The organism is Pseudomonadota bacterium, from assembly GCA_016719885.1.
In the GTDB taxonomy this organism is placed as follows: domain Bacteria; phylum Pseudomonadota; class Gammaproteobacteria.
In genome coordinates this window covers 357,734-378,658 of sequence record JADJYF010000026.1, presented here as the reverse complement: position 1 = coordinate 378,658, position 20,925 = coordinate 357,734, and the positions used below count along the sequence as shown (strand labels likewise).

General features: G+C 67.0%; 22 protein-coding genes. 12 read left to right on the top strand and 10 right to left on the bottom strand.

The features are described from left to right. The first annotated feature begins 43 nt into the window (after positions 1 to 43). From IPM80_22475 to IPM80_22465, 3 genes are read left to right on the top strand one after another with little or no spacing between them, the layout of a single operon-like run. Entirely contained in the window at positions 44 to 1,093 is a 1,050-nt protein-coding gene (locus IPM80_22475) for a hypothetical protein (GenBank protein MBK8961112.1), read from the top strand. Beyond that, complete coding sequence (gene pabB, locus IPM80_22470; protein MBK8961111.1) at positions 1,090 to 2,487, top strand: aminodeoxychorismate synthase component I; 1,398 nt, start codon at positions 1,090 to 1,092, stop codon at positions 2,485 to 2,487. The genes IPM80_22475 and pabB overlap by 4 nt, the downstream gene beginning before the upstream one ends. Continuing rightward, positions 2,480 to 3,235 carry a hypothetical protein gene (locus tag IPM80_22465; GenBank protein MBK8961110.1) on the top strand — a complete coding sequence of 252 codons (756 nt, stop codon included), beginning with the start codon at positions 2,480 to 2,482 and terminating at the stop codon, positions 3,233 to 3,235. The genes pabB and IPM80_22465 overlap by 8 nt, the downstream gene beginning before the upstream one ends. On the opposite strand, the gene IPM80_22460 is transcribed toward IPM80_22465, so the two are convergent. The 3 genes from IPM80_22460 to tsaB form a co-directional block, all read right to left on the bottom strand. Continuing rightward, complete coding sequence (locus IPM80_22460) at positions 3,232 to 4,428, bottom strand: ribonucleotide-diphosphate reductase subunit beta (protein ID MBK8961109.1); 1,197 nt, start codon at positions 4,426 to 4,428, stop codon at positions 3,232 to 3,234. The genes IPM80_22465 and IPM80_22460 overlap by 4 nt on opposite strands. A gap of 138 nt (positions 4,429 to 4,566) precedes the next feature. Next, entirely contained in the window at positions 4,567 to 7,440 is a 2,874-nt protein-coding gene (locus tag IPM80_22455) for a ribonucleoside-diphosphate reductase subunit alpha (GenBank protein ID MBK8961108.1), read from the bottom strand. 346 nt (positions 7,441 to 7,786) lie between these two features. Beyond that, complete coding sequence (tsaB, locus tag IPM80_22450; GenBank protein ID MBK8961107.1) at positions 7,787 to 8,452, bottom strand: tRNA (adenosine(37)-N6)-threonylcarbamoyltransferase complex dimerization subunit type 1 TsaB; 666 nt, start codon at positions 8,450 to 8,452, stop codon at positions 7,787 to 7,789. Positions 8,453 to 8,506: 54 nt separating this feature from the next. On the opposite strand from tsaB, the gene IPM80_22445 reads away from it, so the two are divergent. Both IPM80_22445 and lolD read left to right on the top strand, forming a co-directional pair. Then, positions 8,507 to 9,757, top strand: a complete 1,251-nt coding sequence (locus IPM80_22445) for a lipoprotein-releasing ABC transporter permease subunit (protein ID MBK8961106.1) — start codon at positions 8,507 to 8,509, stop codon at positions 9,755 to 9,757. Next, on the top strand, positions 9,750 to 10,439 hold the full coding sequence (gene lolD / locus IPM80_22440) for a lipoprotein-releasing ABC transporter ATP-binding protein LolD (protein ID MBK8961105.1): 690 nt from the start codon (positions 9,750 to 9,752) through the stop codon (positions 10,437 to 10,439). The genes IPM80_22445 and lolD overlap by 8 nt, the downstream gene beginning before the upstream one ends. 17 nt (positions 10,440 to 10,456) lie before the next feature. Here lolD and IPM80_22435 read toward each other — a convergent pair whose 3' ends face one another. After that, positions 10,457 to 10,981, bottom strand: a complete 525-nt coding sequence (locus tag IPM80_22435; protein ID MBK8961104.1) for a DUF2062 domain-containing protein — start codon at positions 10,979 to 10,981, stop codon at positions 10,457 to 10,459. 139 nt (positions 10,982 to 11,120) lie between these two features. Between IPM80_22435 and IPM80_22430 the strand changes: the two genes are divergently transcribed. The 7 genes from IPM80_22430 to IPM80_22400 all read left to right on the top strand — a co-directional run bounded on the left by IPM80_22430 (position 11,121) and on the right by IPM80_22400 (position 17,071). Continuing rightward, positions 11,121 to 13,409, top strand: a complete 2,289-nt coding sequence (locus IPM80_22430) for a DNA internalization-related competence protein ComEC/Rec2 (GenBank protein ID MBK8961103.1) — start codon at positions 11,121 to 11,123, stop codon at positions 13,407 to 13,409. A gap of 99 nt (positions 13,410 to 13,508) precedes the next feature. Next, positions 13,509 to 14,138 (top strand): MotA/TolQ/ExbB proton channel family protein, encoded by a 630-nt coding sequence (locus IPM80_22425; protein ID MBK8961102.1) that lies wholly within the window; start codon positions 13,509 to 13,511, stop codon positions 14,136 to 14,138. Further along, positions 14,135 to 14,554 carry a biopolymer transporter ExbD gene (locus tag IPM80_22420; protein ID MBK8961101.1) on the top strand — a complete coding sequence of 140 codons (420 nt, stop codon included), beginning with the start codon at positions 14,135 to 14,137 and terminating at the stop codon, positions 14,552 to 14,554. The genes IPM80_22425 and IPM80_22420 overlap by 4 nt, the downstream gene beginning before the upstream one ends. A 31-nt stretch (positions 14,555 to 14,585) precedes the next feature. Continuing rightward, a complete protein-coding gene (locus tag IPM80_22415; protein MBK8961100.1) occupies positions 14,586 to 15,596 on the top strand; it encodes a tetraacyldisaccharide 4'-kinase in 1,011 nt (336 codons plus the stop codon). Continuing rightward, complete coding sequence (locus IPM80_22410; protein MBK8961099.1) at positions 15,577 to 15,768, top strand: Trm112 family protein; 192 nt, start codon at positions 15,577 to 15,579, stop codon at positions 15,766 to 15,768. The genes IPM80_22415 and IPM80_22410 overlap by 20 nt, the downstream gene beginning before the upstream one ends. After that, positions 15,765 to 16,514 carry a 3-deoxy-manno-octulosonate cytidylyltransferase gene (gene kdsB, locus IPM80_22405; protein MBK8961098.1) on the top strand — a complete coding sequence of 250 codons (750 nt, stop codon included), beginning with the start codon at positions 15,765 to 15,767 and terminating at the stop codon, positions 16,512 to 16,514. Before IPM80_22410 ends, kdsB begins: the two co-directional genes overlap by 4 nt. Before the next feature lie 53 nt (positions 16,515 to 16,567). After that, complete coding sequence (locus IPM80_22400) at positions 16,568 to 17,071, top strand: low molecular weight phosphotyrosine protein phosphatase (protein ID MBK8961097.1); 504 nt, start codon at positions 16,568 to 16,570, stop codon at positions 17,069 to 17,071. Here the strand turns inward: IPM80_22400 and infA are convergent. The 6 genes from infA to IPM80_22370 form a co-directional block, all read right to left on the bottom strand. Continuing rightward, positions 17,052 to 17,270, bottom strand: coding sequence for a translation initiation factor IF-1 (infA, locus tag IPM80_22395; GenBank protein ID MBK8961096.1), 219 nt, complete (start codon positions 17,268 to 17,270; stop codon positions 17,052 to 17,054). The genes IPM80_22400 and infA overlap by 20 nt on opposite strands. A gap of 110 nt (positions 17,271 to 17,380) precedes the next feature. Continuing rightward, complete coding sequence (locus IPM80_22390; protein ID MBK8961095.1) at positions 17,381 to 18,106, bottom strand: arginyltransferase; 726 nt, start codon at positions 18,104 to 18,106, stop codon at positions 17,381 to 17,383. Continuing rightward, positions 18,103 to 18,780 carry a leucyl/phenylalanyl-tRNA--protein transferase gene (locus IPM80_22385; GenBank protein MBK8961094.1) on the bottom strand — a complete coding sequence of 226 codons (678 nt, stop codon included), beginning with the start codon at positions 18,778 to 18,780 and terminating at the stop codon, positions 18,103 to 18,105. The genes IPM80_22390 and IPM80_22385 overlap by 4 nt, the downstream gene beginning before the upstream one ends. A gap of 70 nt (positions 18,781 to 18,850) precedes the next feature. Further along, the gene (locus tag IPM80_22380) at positions 18,851 to 19,987 is read right to left on the bottom strand and encodes an N-acetyltransferase (protein ID MBK8961093.1); all 1,137 of its coding nucleotides are present in this window, start codon (positions 19,985 to 19,987) and stop codon (positions 18,851 to 18,853) included. Between the two features lie 16 nt (positions 19,988 to 20,003). Then, complete coding sequence (locus tag IPM80_22375; protein MBK8961092.1) at positions 20,004 to 20,570, bottom strand: hypothetical protein; 567 nt, start codon at positions 20,568 to 20,570, stop codon at positions 20,004 to 20,006. Further along, on the bottom strand, positions 20,512 to 20,850 hold the full coding sequence (locus IPM80_22370) for a DUF1820 family protein (GenBank protein ID MBK8961091.1): 339 nt from the start codon (positions 20,848 to 20,850) through the stop codon (positions 20,512 to 20,514). The genes IPM80_22375 and IPM80_22370 overlap by 59 nt, the downstream gene beginning before the upstream one ends. Between the last annotated feature and the right edge of the window lie 75 nt (positions 20,851 to 20,925).

Sequence of the window (20,925 nt, the reverse complement as noted above, 5' to 3'; positions counted from 1 at the left end):
GCATCGCTGGCATGCCGCGCGCGCCGTACGTGACGAGCATGGCATGACGGGCGAGTTTTTTGGCTGGGACATCGGCGGCGCCCACCTGAAATTAGCGCGCCTCGACGCCAGCGGGCGGCTGCGCGACGTGCGCCAGGTGGCGTGTCCGCTGTGGCAGGGCGTGGCGCGACTGGAAGAGGCCTGCGCCGCGCTTGGTGTCGGTGCGCTTGCTTCGTCAGCGGTGCATGGCATGACCATGACCGGCGAGTTGTGCGATGTGTTTCCCGATCGCGCCAGCGGTGTGCGCGCCATCCTCGAATGCCTGGGCGCGGCGCTCGGGCCACGCGCGGCCGTACAGGTCTACGCCGGCGAGCAGGGCTGGCTGAGCGTCAGCCAGGCGATCGCAGCCGGCGCCGCGGTGGCGTCGGCCAACTGGCTCGCCACCGCCCAGCTCGCGGCACGCGGCGTCGAGGCCGGCGTGCTGCTCGACATCGGCAGCACCACCACCGACGTCATCCTCATCGAGAACGGCAAGGTGCGCTGCACGGGACGCGACGATGCCGCGCGTCTGGTCAGCGGTGAACTGCTGTATACCGGGGTGGTGCGCACGCCCTTGATGGCCGTCGCGCGGCGCGTGCCGGTGCGCGGCGCGTGGCAGACCGTGGCCGCCGAGTACTTCGCGACCATGGCCGATGTCTACCGGGTGCTCGGATGCCTGGACGAACGACACGACCAGATGGCGACGGCCGACGGCCGCGCCAAGGACAAGCCATCGAGCGCGCGTCGCATTGCGCGCATGTTGGGACGCGACCTCGGTGTCGACGCAAGCATTGACGATATCGACGCCGTGGCGACCCATCTCGCCCGTTGCCAGGCGCGCGACATCGAGGATGCGCTGGCGCTGCAAACAGGGCGCGCCGCCGAGGCGGGCCGTGGCTTGCCCGTCATTGGCGCCGGTGCCGGCGCAATGCTGGCCGCCCGCATCGCAGCCCGGCAAGAGCGGCCCTACCGGTCCTTCGCCTCGCTGCTGGACGCCGATGCGTCGTTGGCCTCGGACATCGCGCTGGCGGCGCCGGCCGTGGCGGTGGCGAGACTCCTGTGGCTCGCGCGATGAAGAACCTTACGCAGCCCGCGCGCGTCGAGCTCGAATATTGGCCGGACACGGCCGTGCGCGTGCAGCGTCTCGCGTCACGGCCGTGGTTCTCATTCCTCGACAGCTGCCGTTTCGCGCCGGGCAGCGGCCGTTACGACATCGTCGCCTGGGACCCGCCGGTGCGTCTGCGCACGCGCGGCGCGACGACGCTGATTGAGCAGGACGGTGTCGGGCGGCACAGCGATGAGGATCCATTCGCGCTCCTGCGCGCCCACCTTGGGCCGAGCGTGGACGGCTTCGACCTGCCGTTCTGCGGCGGCGCCATCGGCGCCTTCAGCTACGACCTGGCGCGCCGCTGGGAAAGCTTGCCCGCCACCGCCGCGCGCGACATCGACCTGCCGGAAATGGCGGTCGGCATCCATGACCGTGCGCTGGTGGTCGACCACCAGCAACAGCGCGCGTGGTTCGTGCATCGCGGCCTGTCCTCGCAGGCCGTGGCCGAGGCGCTGGCGCTGGTCGCGATACCGCGCACGCTCACGCCGCCGGTGCTGGCGCCGCGCTTCGTGGTCACCTCGGCGGTCGCGCCCGATCTCGGTTTCGCCGAATACGCGTCGGCCTTCGCGCGCATCAAGCGCTATCTCGCCGACGGCGATTGCTACCAGGTGAACTACACCCAGCGCTTCTCGGCGCGCGCGGCCGGCGATCCCTTCGATGCGTATTTGCGGCTGCGACGCCTGAACCCCGCGCCTTTCGCCGCCTTCCTGCGTCTGCCCGAAGCGGCGCTGCTCAGTTCCTCGCCCGAGCGTTTCATCGAGGTGCGTGGCCGCACGATCGAGACGCGTCCGATCAAGGGCACGCGGCCGCGCGCCGCCGATCGGGCTCGCGACCAGGCCTTGGCCGCCGAACTCGCGGCCAGCGCCAAGGACCGTGCCGAGAACGTCATGATCGTCGATCTCCTGCGCAACGACCTCGGCAAGACCTGTGCGGTCGGCAGCGTGACGGTGCCGACACTGTGCGCGGTGGAATCCTATGCGCGCGTGCATCACCTGGTCAGCCGCGTGCGTGGCGAACTGCGCGCCGATGTCGACGCCTTGCAGGCGCTGCGCGGCTGCTTTCCCGGCGGTTCGATTACCGGCGCGCCGAAACTGCGCGCCATGCAGATCATCGAAGAGCTGGAAGCGACGCGTCGTGGCATCTATTGCGGCGCCATCGGCTACCTGTCGCAGGACGGGCAGATGGACACCAACATCGCCATCCGTACCTTGCTCTACCAGAACGAACGCCTGTACTGCTGGGCGGGCGGCGGCATCGTGATGGATTCCGAACTCGAGGCCGAATACCAGGAGAGCCTGGACAAGGCCGCCGCGCTGCTCAACGTATTCGCCGATGCCGCCGTTCAATACATGGGTGATTAAGCTCGGCGGCGCGTTGCTCGCCGCCGACGAACTCCGCGACTGGCTCGCGGCGTGTAGCGCGCCGTCGCCGCAGGTACGCTGCGTGGTGGTGACGGGCGGCGGCGCGCTGGCCGACGAGGTGCGCACGCTGCAGGCCCGCTGGCACTTCGACGACCGCGTGGCGCATGAACTCGCGCTCGACACCATGCGCCTCAATGCGCGCGTGCTGCAGGCGCTGGCGCCCGGGCTGGCGCTGTGGTCGACGCCGTCCGGCGACCAGGCGCCGGCGTCATTGCCCGAGGGCGATTGCCTGTGGGTGCCGCCGCCGGATTTCGCGCCCACCGAGCTGCCGATGTCGTGGGCGGTGACGTCCGACAGCATCGCGCTGTGGCTGGCGCGGCGCCTGGACGCGCAGGCCTTGCTGCTGGTGAAGTCCCTGGCGCCTTCTGCCTTGCACGCCGCCGCGAACGCCGGCCTCGCCGCACAAGGCGTGGTCGACGATTATTTCTCGACGCTGCTCGCCGCCGGTAGCGTAGCGCTACGCGTGACCAGCAAGCATTGCTTTCAGCAATTCATCGCGCGGCGTCAGCAGGGCGCAGTTGCCGGGGGCAGGCATCGAACGGGTGTGAACGGCAATCGCGCGGCGGCGCGACGAAGGGGTGGGCAAGCGAGAGGATTAAAAAGGCTGGTGAGGCTGTTGCCAGCCTCACCAGCGAATGCAGCGCATCTTAGCTCCCATGCGAGGAGGTCTGGTCTAATGCCCAATTAGTCCCAGCTAAGAGCGCCGCCGGTCTGGTACTCGGTGACCCGAGTTTCAAAAAAGTTCTTTTCCTTCTTGAGGTCGATGACCTCGCTCATCCACGGGAACGGATTGCTGGCGCCCGGGTACTGCTCCGGCAAACCGATCTGGGCGCAGCGCCGGTTGGCGATGAAACCCAGGTAATCCTCGAACATGTTGGCGTTGAGGCCGAGCACGCCGCGCGGCATGGTGTCGTGTGCGTAGGCGATTTCCAGATCGACCGCCTCGCGAATCAAGCCAATCATTTGCTTCTGGAAGGCCTCGGTCCACAGGTGCGGATTCTCGACCTTGATCTGGTTGATGACGTCGATGCCGAAATTCATGTGCATCGATTCATCGCGCAGGATGTACTGGAACTGCTCGGCGACGCCGGTCATCTTGTTGCGGCGGCCCATGGACAGGATCTGCACGAAGCCGACGTAGAAGAAGATCCCTTCGAACACCACGTAGAAGGCGATGAGATCGCGCAGCAGGCGCTGATCGGCTTCCATGGTGCCGGTGTTGAAGGTCGGATCGCCCAGGCTCTGGGTGAAGCGCAGCGCCCACGCCGCCTTGTTGTGCACGGCCGGCACTTCGCGGTACATGTTGAACACTTCCGCCTCGTCGAGGCCGAGGCTCTCGATGCAGTACTGGTAGGCGTGGGTGTGCAGCGCTTCCTCGAACGCCTGGCGCAGCAGGTACTGGCGGCATTCCGGGTTGGTGATGAGGCGATACACCGCCAGCACCAGGTTGTTCGCGACCAGCGAGTCGGCGGTCGAGAAAAATCCCAGGTTGCGCTTGATGATGGTGCGCTCATCGGCGGTCAGACCGTCCGGGTCCTTCCACAGGCTGATGTCCGCATTCATGTTGATTTCCTGCGGCATCCAGTGGTTGGCGCAGCCATCCAGGTATTTCTGCCACGCCCACTTGTACTTGAAGGGCACGAGCTGGTTGAGATCGGCCCGGCAGTTGATCATCTTCTTGTCGTCGACCGCCAGCCGGCGCGCGCCGAATTCGACTTCTTCCAGGCCGGTGGCGCCGTGATCGGCATCGTCGTGCTCGACCGGCGTCGGCGCCGGTGCGCTGACCGCGCGCATCACGGCGTGCTCGACGCGCGTTTCCACGCGTACTTCCTGGCGCATTTCTTCGCGTTCAATCTCGACCAGCGCCTCGGTGGCCGCCATCGCGCGTGCATGGCGTTCCACCGCCACGGGCGTCGGCGCCGGTGCCGGGGCGCTCGCGCCGGACTTGAACTTCGCTATCGGGTCGTCCCAATTCAACATCGTCTATCCTCTCAAAGCGTCTCGTCGTGCGTGCCGCGCTTACTGGCAGGCTTCGCAATCGGGGTCGAGTATCGAACACACCTTCGGTCCTTCCTCGGCCACCGGCATCTTCTGCACGGCATTGAGGCGACCGTCGGCCAGGGTGCTCTTCTCGACGTGCGTGGCGCCCATCGTGCGCAGGTAGTAGGTCGTTTTCAGACCGCGCACCCACGCCAGCTTGTAGAGGTTGTCGAGCTTGGCGCCGCTGGGCTCGGACATGTACAGGTTCAGGGACTGCGCCTGGTCCAGCCATTTCTGGCGACGCGAACCGGCTTCCACCAGCCAGCGCGGATCGACTTCGAAGGCGGTGGCGTACAGTTCCTTCAACTCGTTCGGAATGCGATCGATCTGGGCGACGCTGCCGTCGTAGTACTTCAGATCGTTGACCATCACCTCGTCCCACAGCTTGCGGCGTTTCAAGTCGTCGACCAGGAACATGTTGATGACGGTGAAGTCGCCCGACAGGTTGGCCTTGACGAACAGGTTCTGGTAGGCCGGTTCCACCGATTGGCTGACGCCGCAGATGTTGGAGATGGTCGCGGTCGGCGCGATCGCCATGCAGTTGGAGTTGCGCATGCCGACGCTGCGCACGCGCTCGCGCAGGCTTTCCCATTCCATGCTGGCGTCGTGGTTCATGTCGATGTAGCCGCCGCGCCCTTCCTCGAGCAGGCGAATGGAGTCGATGGGCAGGATGCCCTTGCTCCACAGCGAGCCGTCGAAGCTCGCGTACACGCCACGCTCGGCGGCGAGATCGGTCGAGGCCTTGATCGCGTAGTAGCTCACCACTTCCATCGAGCGATCGGCGAACTTCACCGCTTCTTCGGTGGCGTAGGGGATGCGCAACTGGTACAGGCAGTCCTGGAAACCCATGATGCCGAGACCGACTGGGCGATGGCGCAGGTTGGCGGCACGCGCGGTCGGCACGCTGTAGTAGTTGTAGTCGATGACGTTGTCGAGCATGCGCATGGCGATGCTGACGGTGCGCGCGATCTTGGCTTCGTCGAGTTGGCCGTCGGTGACGTGCTGGGCAAGGTTGACCGAGCCCAGGTTGCACACCGCGATCTCCTGGCCGGCGCGGGTGTTGAGCGTGATCTCGGTGCACAGGTTGGAGCTGTGCACCACGCCCACGTGCTGCTGCGGCGAGCGCAGGTTGCAGGCATCCTTGAACGTGATCCAGGGATGGCCGGTTTCGTACAGCATCGCGATCATCTTGCGCCACAGGTCCACCGCGCGCAGACGCTTGACGTTGCGGACCTGGCCACGCTCGGCCATTTCTTCGTACTGCGTGTACTTGCGCTCGAATTCGGGACCGATGGCGTCGTGCAGATCCGGCACTTCGTCGGGCGAGAACAGCGTCCACTGGCCGTCTTCGACGACGCGCTTCATGAACAGGTCCGGCACCCAGTTCGCGGTGTTCATGTCGTGGGTGCGGCGGCGATCGTCGCCGGTGTTCTTGCGCAGTTCGAGGAATTCCTCGACGTCCATGTGCCAGGTTTCGAGGTAGGCGCACATCGCGCCCTTGCGCTTGCCGCCCTGGTTGACGGCCACCGCGGTGTCGTTGGCGACCTTGAGGAACGGCACCACCCCCTGCGACTTGCCGTTGGTGCCCTTGATGTGCGCGCCCATGCCGCGCACCGGCGTCCAGTCGTTGCCGAGGCCGCCGGCGTATTTCGACAGCAGGGCGTCGTCACGGATGGCGCTGAAGATGCCCTCCAAATCGTCCGGCACCGTGGTCAGGTAGCACGACGACAACTGCGGACGCAGCGTGCCGGAGTTGAACAGCGTCGGCGTCGAGCTCATGAAATCGAAGGACGACAAGAGGTCGTAGAACTTGATGGTCCACTCTTCCGGCTCGATCTCGTTGATGGCGAGGCCCATGGCGACGCGCATGAAGAACGCCTGCGGCAGTTCGAAGCGCGTGCCGCGGCTCTGCAGAAAGTAACGGTCGTAGAGGGTCTGCAGGCCGAGGTAGGTGAAGTTGAAATCGCGCTCGGGCTTCAAGGCCGCGCCGAGACGCTTGAGATCGTAGTTGCCGAGGCGCGGGTCCATGAGTTCGAGGTCGATGGCGCGCTTGACGTAGGCTTCGAAGTAGAGCGGGTAGCGCTCTTCCATCTCGGTCTGGGTCGCCTCGTCGCGGCGGTGGTTCAGGAAGCTCAGCGCTTCCTGGCGCAGGGTGTCCAGCAACAGGCGCGCTGCCACCAGCGTGTAATTCGGTTCGCGTTCGATGAACAGGCGGCCGGCCATGGTCACGCCCTTGGAAACGTCGGACTCCGACACGCCATCGAACAGCGAGCGTAACGCTTCCTCGATGACGGTGGCCGGCACCGCGCCTTCGACGCCGTGGCAGGCTTCTTCCACGACCTTGCGCAGACGGTTCTCGTCCAAGGGCACCTTGCTGCCATCGGCCAGCGTCACGCGCAGCGCGCTGCGGGTCGGCGCCGGCGCCTGCTTGTCCTTGGCGGCCTGACGCTCGCGCGCGCGCTCTTCGCGGTACAGCACGTAGGAGCGCGCGACCTTGTGTTCGCCGGCGCGCATCAGGGCCAGTTCGACCTGGTCCTGGATGTCTTCGATGTGGGTGGCGCCGCTGGCGGGCATGCGGCGCGTGAGCGCGGACAGGATCTGATCGGTCAGTTCGTCGACGCGCTGATGGATACGGGTGGAGGCGGCGGCGCTGCTGCCCTCGACGGCCAGGAAGGCCTTGGTCAGGGCCACGCGAATCTTGTTGCCGTCGAAGCTGGTGACCTTGCCGTTACGGCGGATGACCTTGAAATCACCCGGTGCGGTGGCGCTGATTTCCGCGGTGGACTCCGCGTGGGCATAGGCTGCCGGAGCCGAAATCACATCCCTGCGCACGGCCGCATTCTCAAATTCCATGTCGCCTCCCGATATCAATTGCGTGGCTGCTGGCGCGCTGTCGTGAGCACGCCTGTTGTTGTTCTGGTCGCGATGCAGGCGACTATATAGCACCCACAACAAAATGTGGTCAAGAAAATTAACAACCACAAGATAGTGTGGTTCTTTTGTGGATTAACGACCCGCAATCTGGGTAAAAACTGGGTATAAATCCTGTATGGATCGGCAGATCGCGTGGGGGATCAGGGGCTTAGCGCGGGCACGCGCAAACCGCCGCCGACCGCGCCGCTGAGGCCCGTCTTGTGGTGCTGGAAACACCCTTGCCGGGCGGTCCGGCGCGGCGCCCGGAGCGCCTCGCCGGCCGCGCTCAGTCGAGGGCGCCGCGCAGGTAAAGGGGCAGGGCGTGGGCCACGTCGACGCTGTCGCCGCGCGCATGCATGGCGGCGCCGAGGTGCGCGACGTCGGTGGCGTGGGGGAACAGCAGCGGCACGCGCCGTACCGCCGCCAGGTCGTCGGCGAAGCGCGTTGCGTACACCGACCAGCCATTGCCGACCGCCAGCCACGCGGCGGGCGCGGCCACCGTCACCGCCTCGGGCGCGAGCACGCAATCGGCTATCGACTGCTGTTCGAGTTCGCCGCGCGCATCGAAACGGTAGGCGGCGAAATAAATCTCGTCACGACGCGCATCGATGGCGGCCAGCACCTCGCGTCCACCATGCAGGCGCGCGCCGCCGGCGGCCAGCGCGGCGAGGGTCGAGACCGGCGCCAGCGGCAGGTCGCACGCCAGCGCGATGCCCTGTGCCACCGAGGATGCGACGCGCACGCCGGTAAACGCGCCGGGGCCGCGACCGAAGGCGACGAGATCCAGCGCCTGGCGCGCGATGCCGGCCTCGGCCAGCACGCGATCGACCATGGTGAACAGCAGGTCGGTGTGCTGGCGCGGCGCAACCTCGTGAAGTTCGAACACGCCGCCGGCGGTCGCGAGCGCGACCGAGCAGGCCTCGGTCGCGGTCTCGAGGGCAAGAACGTTCATGCGCGTGTACATGCGTCGCGGGCAGGGACAAGCTTTTCGCTATAATCCGCGCCCATGATCGCGCCGGTAGATTGGTTCATTGGCATTCGCTACATCTATGCGCGGCGTGGCAATCATTTCAGCGGCTTCATTTCACTGACCGCCATCGTCGCCACCGCGCTGGGGGTGACGGTGCTGCTGACCATATTGTCGATCATGAATGGTTTCGAGGGCGAGGTGCGCGATCGCATTCTCGGTCTCGCCGCCCACCTCGAGGTCGACAGTCCACCCGGCGCCGACTGGCACGCGCTGCTCAAGCAGGTCGGCAGCCAGCCGGGCGTGGTGGCCGCCGCGCCCTACGTGACGCGCGACGTGCTGATTGCCGATCGCGGCGCGGTGCGTGCGGTCGAGGCGCGCGGCATCGATGCCGCGCGTGAGATCGGCGTCACCCAGCTCGAAGCGCATCTCAAGGCCGGCAGCCTGGCGGCGCTGGCCGACACGCCGTTCGGCGTCATCATCGGCCGTGAACTCGCCGAATCCCTGGGCGTCGACGTCGGCGCCACGCTGACGCTCATCACGCCACAGCCGAGCGTCACGCCGGCCGGTCTCGTGCCGCGACTCAAGCGCTTCGTGATCACCGGCGTGTTCGAATTCGGCCTGCAGGAATACGACGCCAGCCTGGTGCTGATCAATCTCCGTGACGCGCAACGCCTGTTCCGCAGCGCCGACGCCATCGATGGCGTGCGCGTCAAGCTTGCCGACGGCGGCGCCGCCACGGCCGTCAAGCACAGCCTCGCCGCCAGCCTTCAGCGCCGCGCCGACGATGGCAGCATCCGTGACTGGACCGACACCCACCGTAACCTGTTTCGCGCGCTGCACATCGAGAAGACCGTGATGTTCGTCATACTCGCGCTGGCCATCGGCATCGCGGCGTTCAATGTCGTTTCGATCCTGGTGGTGGCGGTCACCGACAAGCGTGCCGACATCGCCATGCTCGGTTCACTGGGGCTCGAACGGCGCGACATCATGTGGGTGTTCCTGGTGCAGGGCGGCGTGACCGGCGCCATCGGCGTGGTGCTGGGCGTCGTATGCGGCGGCCTGCTGTCGGCCAATATCGATGTGATCGTGGCCGGCGTCGAGCGGCTGTTCGGCTTCAAGGTGCTGTCGCCGGAGGTGTACTACATCAGCAACATCCCGTCCGAATTGCGTAGTGGCGATTTCGTTCTCACCACCGTGCTGGCGGCATTGTTGAGCCTCGCCGCACCCCTGTATCCCGCGTGGCTGGCCGCCACCACCAACCTCAGCGAAGGCCTGCGGCATGACTGAACAAGTGATCGATTGCCGTGGCGCCGGACGTCGCTTCGACGATGGCGCGAGCGTGGTCGAAGTGCTGCGCGGCGTGGACCTCGGTGTCGCGGCGGGCGAGACCGTGGCCATCACCGGCGCGTCGGGCTCGGGCAAGAGCACCTTGCTGCATATCCTCGGTGGCCTGGATGCGCCGGACAGCGGCAGCGTGCTGCTGTGTGGCCACGATCTCGCGCGCGCCAGCGAGCGTGAACGCGCGCGCCTGCGCAATCAGAATCTCGGCTTCGTCTACCAGTTCCATCATTTGCTGCCGGAGTTTTCCGCGCTCGAGAACGTGGCGATGCCGCTGCTGATCGGGCGCCGCCCGGCGGCGGAAGCAGCGCGCCTCGCGCGCGCCATGCTGGAACGGATCGGGCTTGGCCATCGTATCGAACATCGGCCCGCGGAATTGTCCGGTGGCGAGCGCCAGCGCGTGGCGATCGCGCGCGCGCTGGTCACCGCGCCGCGCTGCCTGCTGGCCGACGAACCGACCGGCAATCTCGACGCGCGCAATGCCGCGACCGCCTGCGATCTGCTGCTCGAGCTGTGTCGCGACCAGAATGCCGCGGTGGTGGTGGTGACCCACGACGAGCGCATCGCCGCGCGCATGCAGCGCCAGCTGTGGCTGGAGGAGGGCGCGCTGCGGACCGCGGGCCCGCGCTAGCGGTGCGGGTCAGCGCGTCAGCGGCGTCGATGGCGGCGCTGCTTCAGACGTCGCAAGAGATGCAGGCGCCACAGGCCGCGCACCGCGGCATTGCCGAGCGCGCCGGCCGCCGCGCCGCACAGCAGGCAACCGACCACCAGCGGCAGCCACAGCTGAGCGAACACGTCGCGGACATTGTCCCAGGTGGCATCGAAGTCAAGTGCGCCAAAGTCGATGTCGTGATGGGTGACGAGGCCGCCGACCTTGAGCGCGAAGATGAACATCGGCGCGACCGTGACCGGATTGGCTATCCACACCGCGGCCACCGCCACCGGCAGGTTGACGCGACACACCAGCGCCAACAGCACCGCCATCACCATGTGCATGGGCAGCGGCACGAAGGCGAGGAAGAAGCCGATGCCGACGGCGCCCGCCACCGCCCGCCGGCCGAAGTGCCAGATCTCCGGATCATGCAGATGCGCGCCCAGCCAGCCGCCCACGCGTGAATTCAGAATCGCGTCGCGATTGCTGAAATAGCGCTGGAGCTTTTGCTTGGGACTCATGTCGCGGGGCCGGGATTTCTGCACTGCATGGCCGGGTGTCGCCGTTCGCGCACCGCCGCGCCATGTTCGGGGCGCGGCGTGCAAAGGTCAAATCCGCTACACTGCCGCGCGCTTGTTCCGCACCTGTCATGGATGACGTATGCGACTTGTCGGCCTGTGCTTCGTGGTGGGTGCGCTGTGCGGTCTCGTCACCGCCGCGCGCCCCGCGCTCCTGTGTTGCCTGTTGTTGTTGTCGCTGCTGCCGTGTCGGCGGCGCTGGCGCCTGCTGGCTTTGTGGCTGTGCCTGGTCGCGGGCAGCGGCTGGGCGCTATGGGCTAAAGCACGTGCGGAACATGAACTGCTGCCCCGCGTTCACGAAGACCAGGCGCTCGTCATCGGTGCGCGCGTGACTGGCTTTCCCATGCCCGGCCCTGCTGGCGTCGTGCTCGAACTCGGCGACGTGCAAGCGCGCGGCGCGCGCCACGCGCCTCTGCCGGCGCAGGCGCGCGTCAGTTGGCGAGATGCGTCCCACGCGCCGCGCCTCGGTGACTGGTGCGAACTGCACGTGCGACTGCGGCGTCCGCGCGGGCTGGCCAATCCCGGTGGGCGCGACGTCGAACGCGCGGCGCTGGTCAAGCACCTCGGCGCCAGCGGCCATGTCGTCGCGCACCCCGGCAATCGCTGTGAACACATCGCCACGCGCCGCGATCTCGCGGGGCTGCGCGCATGGCTGTCGCGCGACATCGCGCGCGCGGTGGTCAACCCGCGGGCGGTCGGTCCACTCAAGGCACTGGCGGTGGACGATCGCAGCGCGCTCGACGATGCGCAGTGGCAAGTGATGCGTCGCACCGGCACCGCGCACCTGTTGGCCATCTCCGGCCTGCAGATCACGCTCGCCGCCGGCACCTGCTTTGCGCTGTGTCGTTGGCTGCTGGGCCTGGCTTGGGCCTGGCGCCAGGACTACCTGGTGCTGCGTGCCGCGTGGATCGCGAGTGCCCTGTGCGCGTGGGCCTACACCTGCGTCGCCGGCGCCGGCGTGCCGTCGGTGCGCGCGGCGGTGATGGTCGCGTTCGCGGCCATCGCGGCATTGCGCGGGCGCCGCGCCGTGAGTTGGGACACCTGGCTCGCGAGCCTCACGGTACTCGTGGCGTGGGATCCCTTGTGCCTGCTCGGCAGCGGACTGTGGCTGTCGTTCGGCGCGGTGGCGGTGCTGGTGGCGCTGGCCGGCCATCGCGAGCGCTTGACGCCATGGCGTCTCGCCTGGCGCACCCACCTGATCATGGCCATCGCGCTCACGCCACTGACGGCCCTGCTGTTCGGCGAAGTGCCGTGGTGCGCGCCGCTCGCCAATCTCATCGCCGTGCCGTGGAGCAACGTGCTGGTGGTGCCGCTGGTGTTGCTCGGCATGGTGTGCGCGCCGCTTGCGCCGATGGCCGCAGCCCTGGCCTGGGATTGCGCCGCGCGACTGTGGGCGCCGCTGGAGGCGCTGTTGACGTGGATGGCGCAAGCGCCGACCTGGCAACTGCACCATGAGCTCGGGCTGGTCGGTGGCGCGCTGTGGAGCGTGGGACTGGCGCTGCTGGCCTTGCCGCGCGCCGTGGCCGGTCGCTGGCTGGGCGCGCTGCTGTTGACCATCGCGCTGGTGCCGCGTGAGCGGCCGCTGCGCGACGGCGAGTTCCGCGTCCTGCAACTCGATGTCGGCCAGGGCCTCGCGGTACTGGTGCGCACCCGCCACCACGCGCTGCTGTATGACGCCGGGCCGCGCTGGTTCGATGGCGGCGATGCCGGCGAAAGCGTGGTGGCGCCGGCGCTGCGTGCGCTCGGCGTCCACCGGCTCGATGCGCTGGTGGTGAGTCACGCCGATCTCGACCACGCGGGCGGCGCCGCCTCGCTGCTCGCGCGCGTGCCGGTTGCGCGCGTTCTCGCCAGCGAGGCGATCGCGAGTCTGCGCGCCGTGGCCACCGAGACCTGTCATGCGCCATTGACCTGGAGTCATGACGGCGTGGTTTTCGAGGTCCTGCATCCACACCCCGGCGCACGCAATGCGCCGCGCAACGACAGCTCCTGCGTGCTGCGTGTGCGCGGCGCCCACGGACGCGCGCTGCTGGCCGGCGACATCGGCATCGAGGCCGAGCGTGAGCTGCTCGCGCGCGGGCCGTCGGCACTGGCGGCCGACGTCCTCAGCGTGCCGCACCATGGCAGCAGCAGTTCATCCAGCCCGCGCTTCGTCGATGCCGTGCATCCGCGCGTGGCGCTGATCGCGGCCGGCCATCACAACCGCTACCGGCTGCCGCGAGACGAAATCGTGGCGCGCTACCGGGCGGCCGGCGCGCGGGTCATGAACGGCGCGGACCTCGGCGCCATCGAGGTCGAAGTGTCGAGCGATGGCTTGCATGTCGAGAGCTATCGCGCGCGTCATTGGGGCTGGTGGCATCATCGACCGCCATGAGGCGCCGCGAGCCTCGCCACTTTCGAGGGGAGGCGCGGTTTGCTAATGTCTGCCCGCCGTCCGGTCGCGGGCCGACGCTTTTCAGGAGAATTTCAACTCGTGTTAGAAATGGTGATTGCCGGCGGCATCGTGATGCTGCCGCTGTTGGCCTGCTCCGTCGTCGCGCTCGCGATCGTCATCGAGCGATTCTGGACCCTGCAGCGCAAGCGCGTGGTGCCGGACAACCTCGTCGCGCAGGTCTGGCAGTGGGCGCAGGCGGGAACGCTGGACGAGCGCCGCGTGCAGGCACTGAAAAGCGGATCGCCGCTGGGGCGGGTGCTGGCCGCGGGTCTTGTCCATCGCCACGCCGATCGCGCGAGCATGAAGGAAGGCATCGAGGAAGTCGGGCGGCACGTGGTGTTCGAACTCGGGCGCTACGTCAACGTGCTCGGCACCATCGCGTCCATCGGCCCGCTGCTCGGCCTGCTGGGCACGGTGATGGGCATGATTCGGATCTTCTCGGCGGTGACCAAGCAGGGCGTCAGCGACCCTTCGATCCTGGCCGGCGGTATCGCCGAGGCCTTGATCACCACCGCCAGCGGATTGACCGTCGCCATTCCGGCCTTGATTTTCTACCGCTATTTCAACCGCCGCATCGAGGGCTTCGTGGTGAGCATGGAAAGTGAAGCGCTGAAGCTGGTGGAAGCGATGCACAGCCAGGGCGGCGCGGACACGGACCGGCCGACATGAATTTCCGCGCGCCGCGCAACGACGAGTTCGAGCTCAACGTCACGCCGCTGATTGACGTGGTGCTGGTGTTGCTGATTTTCTACATGGTCTCCACCACCTTCGTCAGCGAGTCGAAGATGGAGCTCACGCTGCCGCAGGCGAGCAAGGAGGTGCCGAGCGAGCCACCGGACAAAATCGAGATTGCCATCGACCACCAGGGCAATGTGTTCGTCAACAACCAGGCCCTGCTCAACACCCAGCTCGAGACCATTCGACGGGCCCTGAACGACGCGCACAAGAGCGGCGCCGAGCCGGTGGTCATCATCAGTGCCGACGCCGCCGCGAGCTACCAATCGGTCATCGACGTGATGGACGCCGCGCGCCAGGCCGGACTCTACAAGATCACCTTCCCGACGCGCGTGCGCGCCGACAAATGAGGGGCGTCAACGAGGCCGGGGGCGGCGCGCGATGAACGACACGCTGCGCAACCTGGTCGACGACATCTGGTACGGCCGCCATCCCGCGCGCCTCGCGCTCATGCCTTTGACCTGGCTGTATCGCGGCGTGACGGCGCTGCGACGCACGGTCTACGAATCGCGCCTGCTGAACGTCTACCGCGCGCCGGTGCCGGTGATCGTGGTCGGCAACATCACGGTCGGCGGCACCGGCAAGACGCCGCTGGTGATCTGGCTGGCGCGCAAGCTCGAGGAATACGGTTTCAAGCCCGGCATCGTGGCGCGCGGTTATCGCGGCGCGGCGCGCAGTTGGCCGCAGCAGGTGCGCGCCGACAGTGACGCGGTGGCGGTCGGCGATGAAGCCTTGCTGCTGGCGCGTCGCACTGGCCTGCCGGTGGCGGTCGGCCCGCGGCGCGGCGACGACATCGCCGCGCTGCTCAAGCATGCCGGCGTCGACATCATCGTGTGCGATGACGGCCTGCAGCATTACGCGCTGGCGCGCGACCTCGAAATCGCGGTGCTGGACGGCGTGCGCCGCTACGGCAATGGCCATTGCCTGCCCGCCGGGCCATTGCGTGAGCCGCAGACGCGCCTGGCCGCGGTCGACCTGGTGGTCACCAATGGCCTGGCCGCGCGCGGTGAGTTCGCCATGCGCTACCTCGCCAGCCACGTGCACCGGGTCGGACATCCCGAGCAAACGTTCACGCTCGCGGAGTTCGCGACCAAACAGGTGCACGCGGTCGCGGCGATTGGCAACCCCGACAGTTTCTTCGCGCTGCTCAAGCGCAACGGATTCCGCATCACCCAGCACGTGTTTCCGGATCATCATCCGTTCGTGCGCGAGGATCTCGACTTCGGTGACGACCTGCCCGTTGTCATGACCGAGAAGGACGCGGTCAAATGCGAGCATTTCAACGATGCACGGCTGTGGTACGTGCCGATAGACGTGGAGCTGCCCGAGGTGTTCGAACGGCGCTTCAAGACCCTGTTGCAAGAGGTGTTCGATGGACAAGAAGCTGCTTGACCTGCTGGTGTGTCCGGTCACCAAGGGACCGCTGATTTACGATCGCGAGCGCGACGAGCTCATCTCGAAATCGGCGCGCCTGGCCTATCCGATCCGCGATGGCATTCCGGTCATGCTCGAAGACGAGGCGCGCGAATTGAGCGAAGAGGAAGTGGCGCGCCTGTCGGCATGACGTTCAAGGTTTATATCCCGGCGCGCTACGGCGCCACCCGCCTGCCCGGCAAACCCTTGCTCGAGATCCACGGCAAGCCGCTCATCCAGCATGTCTACGAGCGCGCCGTGGCGAGCGGCGCGGCGGAAGTGGTGATTGCCACCGACGACGAGCGCATCGCCGCGGCGGCACGCGCGTTCGGCGCCACCGCCTGCATGACCGCGCCGGCATTGCCGTCCGGCAGCGATCGCATCGCGGCGGCGGCGCGCCAGCGTGGCGAGGCCGAGGACCAGGTGATCGTGAACGTGCAGGGCGACGAGCCGCGCATGCCGGCGGCGGTCATTCGCCAGGTCGCGCTGCTGGCGGCCGAGCCTGGGTGCGACATCGCGACGGTGTGCGAGCCGCTGGCCGCCGCGCACTTGTTCGATCCGAACGTGGTCAAGGTGGTACGCGACGACCGCCGCCGCGCGCTCTATTTCAGCCGCGCGACCATCCCCTGGAGTCGCGATGAATTCGCCGCCGGGCAGACCGACACCGCGCATCTTGCGCTGTACCGGCGCCATGTCGGCATCTATGCCTACCGGGTCGGCTTCCTCGCGCGTTTCGTCGCCACGCCGCCAGGCGAACTCGAGCGCGTGGAAAGCCTCGAACAATTGCGCGCCTTGGGGTTCGGCGCGCGTATCATCGCCGCCGACGCGCTCGAGCCTTGCGGCATCGGCGTCGATACGCCGGCCGATCTGCAACGCCTGCGCGAAGACCGCGCCTGACCCGACCGCGCCGCGTGGCGAGCGGGCGTCAGCGCCTGAATGGGAAGCCCTCGATGTCCAATATCCTGTTCGTCTGCACCGGCAACATCTGTCGCTCGCCCATGGCGCAAGGCATGCTGATGGCGGGGCTGCGTGAAGCGGGCCAGGCCGGCTTGCACACGGTCGAGTCGGCCGGCATACACGCGGTGGTCGATGCGCCGCCGACCGCCAACGCGCTCAAGGTTGCGGCATCCTATGGTGTCGACATCGGCGCACACCGCGCACGCACGTTCGACAAGGCTGACTTCGCGCGCTTCGAATTCATCTATGCCCTGGACAGCGGACACCTGGACTTCCTGCGCGAGATCCGGCCGCGCGACTACGCCGGGGAACTCGATTTGCTGCCGTCGGGCAGGGGCGGGCGCAGGCTCGAGATTGCCGATCCCTATGGCCGCTCGCGACGGGCGTACGAGCGCTCGGCACGCTTGATAGCGCTGGGGGTGGGAGTGATCCTGGCCGGTATGCTGGAACGCGCGAGTGCGGCGCGTCTGCCGGAACTCAACGGGCGCGGTAGGTGATGCGGCCCTTGGACAGATCGTAAGGGGTCAGTTCGACAGTGACCTGGTCGCCGGTCAGGATGCGGATGTAGTTCTTGCGCATCTTGCCGGAGATGTGGGCGGTGACGAGGTGGCCGTTTTCGAGTTCGACGCGGAACATGGTGTTGGGCAGGGTCTCCACGACTTTGCCCTGCATTTCGATGTGATCTTCTTTTGCCATATTGCTCTGTTGGTTGGTCTCCGGGTGGTGCGCCGGATGGCAGGCGCGCGAGTGGGCGGCATTGTGCCTCAATCACTTGGGACGGCCAAGCCCGGATAGGGGGGGCGGAATCAGACCCGCTCGGGGTCGCGCGTCCATTCGCCGCCCACGTAGAACTCGAGCGGCGCGTATTCGTGCTTGTAGGCCATTTTGCGGCAGTCTCGGATCCAGTAGCCGAGGTAGACCCATGGCAGGCCCATGGCGGCGGCCCATTCCACCTGCTTGAGGATCGCGAGGCGACCCAGGCTGCGTTCGGCCTCGCCGGGCGCGAAGAAGGTATAGACCGATGACAGGCCATCGCCGAGCCGGTCGACCACCGCCACCGCCAGCAGCTCCTCGGCGCGGCGAAACTCGTAGAACGTGGTGTCGCACCACAGCGCCGTCAGAAAGCTCATGTAGGCGCTGGGATTGGTCGAATCCATGTGCGAATCGGGATGGCGCGCCTTCAGGTAGCGCTCGTAGAGATGGAACTGCTCGCGCTCGAAGCGCGGCGCGCGCGCATGGATGTCGAGGTCCGCGTTGCGCGCCAGGGTGCGACGCTGGGCGCGATTGGGCGCGAACTCCGGCACCGCGATGCGCACCGGAATACAGGCATTGCAGTTGGCGCAGTGCGGGCGATAGACATGCGTGCCGCTGCGGCGAAAGCCATGCGCCGACAGCCAGGTGTAGGCATCGACGCTGAGATTGATGCGCGGATCGGCGAACATGGTCACCGCTTCGCGCTGTGGCAGGTAGCCACACTCGTGGGGCGGCGAGGTGAAAAAGCCGAGACGGGGTGCGCTGGGCGGCTCGGTCATGACGCGGGCGCCTCGGGTTGCCACGCGCCTGCCGCCGGCGCCTCGGCAACCAGCGCGGTCACCTGCGCCTCGAATTCGACGCGTGGCATCGGGTGCGCGCCGAGGCTCGCGAGGTGCGCGGTGTGCATCTGGCAATCGAGCATCGCGTAGCGCCACGCGCACAACCAGCGACACAGCTTCGCGAGCACGATTTTCGACGCATCGCGTTCACGCGAGAACATCGACTCGCCAAAGAACACGCGACCGACGGCCACGCCGTACAGCCCGCCCCGCAATTCACCGTCGCGCCAGTACTCGATGCTGTGCGCGTGCCCCTCGGCATGAAGCGCGAGGTAGGCGCTGCGCATTTCGGTGGTGATCCAAGTGCCGGCTTCGCTGTCGCGCGGCGCCGCGCAGCCGTCGATGGTGGCGGCGAAATCCTGGTCGACCGTCACTTCGAAGCCGCCCTTGCGCATGCTCCTGGCGAGACTGCGCGAGACATGCATCGCGGCCGGCAACAGCACGGTGCGCGGATCGGGCGACCACCACAGTATCGGCTGCCCGGCCGAGTACCAGGGAAAGATGCCGCGCCGGTAGGCGCTGAGCAGGGTCGCGACCGACAGGTCGCCGCCGATGGCGAGCAGGCCGTTAGGTTCATCCAACGCCTGATCGAGTGGCGGGAAGTCGGTGGCCATGCGACGCGAGCCGACCCAGTACAAGGGTTCCTGGAAGCGCTGGCTGTTCATGGCGCGCGCAGCCGCGGCACTATGACTCGGCTTTGAACGCGACATGCGCGGACAATTCCTGCATGTGCAACTCCATCGCCTGGCGTTCGCGCTTCAGAAAGTCGCCAACCGCCCTGCGAAAGCCTGGCTCGCGGATCCAGTGCGTGGACCAGGTGCTGACCGGGATGAAACCGCGCGCGAGTTTGTGTTCGCCTTGCGCGCCGGCATCGAGTTTGGTGAGCCCGTGCTCGATGCAATATGCGATGGTTTGATAGTAGCACAGCTCAAAATGCAGGTTGTCGAACTGCGCGTTGCAGCCCCAGTGACGGCCATACAGCACGCTGTCGCTCTTCAAGGCAAACGCGCCGGCCACGTAGCGCCCGCCGCTGCGCGCCATGATCAGCACCGCGCTGCCTGGCAGGCGTTGTTCCAGGGTCTGGAAAAACTCCTCGGTGAGGCGCGGTTCGCCCCACTTGCGTTCGAAGGTCGAGCAGTAGAAGCGGTGAAACACGCGCCAGTGTTCGCTGTCGATGTCGGCGCCGGTCAGCACCTCGATATCGACATCCTGCTCGGCGACGATGCGGCGCTCGCGCTTGATCTGTTTGCGCTTCTTGGAATTGAGCGAGGCCAGGAAATCATCGAAGTCGCGATAGTCATGGTTGAACCAGTGGTACTGGCAACCCAGGCGCCGCATGAGACGCGCGTCGTCGAAGGCCGCGAGTTCCGATTCCGCCGGGAACAGGCAGTGAAAGGACGACAGCTCGTTGCTCTCGACCGCGTCGACGGCGGTGCCGATGAGCAGCCTGGCGATGTCGGCGCGCTGCCCATGGCGCGGGTCGATCAACAGGCGCGGCCCGGTTACCGGTGAGAAGGGGATGGCGCTCACCAGCTTTGGATAGTAGCGGCCGCCGGCACGCTCGTAGGCCTCGGCCCAGCTCCAGTCGAATACGAATTCGCCGTAGGAGTTGTCGCGCAGGTACAGCGGCAGCGCGCCGCACAGGGCATCGCCGTCGTAGACCACGAGATGCTGTGAATACCAGCCCTGCGGTTCCAGGCAATGGGTGGCCTCGAGCCCGTGCAGGAAGCCATGCCGCAGGAAAGGATGGTCGCCCACCAGCGCGTCCCAGGCGCCGGCCTCGACGGCGGCCAGCGATTCGAGCACCGTGACGCGCAGCATCGATCGCGGGCTCGCGCTACTTGGCGCGCACGCGTACGTCGCGTCCGAGCGCGCGACGGATGGCCGCCGACGAGCCCTTCAAGGGAAAATCCGCTTCGTGGTAGCCGCCGTCGGCGCTCTGGTAGCGGAATTCGATTTGCGTGCCGTTCATGAGCTGGTCGACCGCCGCCGACACCAGCACGCGGTTGCGCACCGCGCCGAGATCGATCAGCGCGTGCTTCTTGTCGACGTGACAGGTCTGGTCGAGCGGCAGGTGATAGAGCGGCGATGCGCCGTCGAATTGGAAGGTCGGGCAGTGGCTGGGCGCCAGGCGATTGAAGGTGCCGGCGATCGAAAAACGCAGGTGCACCTGGTTGTCCTTGCCGCGATACACCGCCAGCTCGTCGCCGGCCGCGCTGCTGACCACTGCCCAGGGATAGGCCTTGGCTTCCGGCGCCGGCCGCACGTTCCACAGCGCCGCGCTGGCCGCCAGCGGCAGCAGCAGGGCCAGCGCCGCCAGCAGCGCTCGCGGTGGCCGCGGCGCGTCAGGACTTGGGCGATTCGTGGCCGGGTGCGAACACAGGAAAGGGTGCGACCTTGTCACTGCTGCCCTCCGCGCGGGTGATCTTGCCGGTCCCGGTCTTCTCGACTTCGTCGATGCGGATCACGGAATGCATCGGGATATAGGTGCGGCTGACGCCGTTGAATTCCGATTTCAGATGTTCTTCGGACGGATCGACCAGCAGCGTGGACTTCTCGCCGAACAGGATCTTCTCGACCTCGATGAAACCGAACAGCCCGCTCTGATGTACGTTGCGCGCGTAGATCTCGTAGACCTTGCCCTGGTTGAGAAAGCTGATGCGGTAGGTCTTCTTGGCGGCCATGTCGATGTTGCAGACGTTGATTGAAAGCGGACGCCGAATCCTAGCATACCCACGCTCGCCCGCTGGCGACGGAGC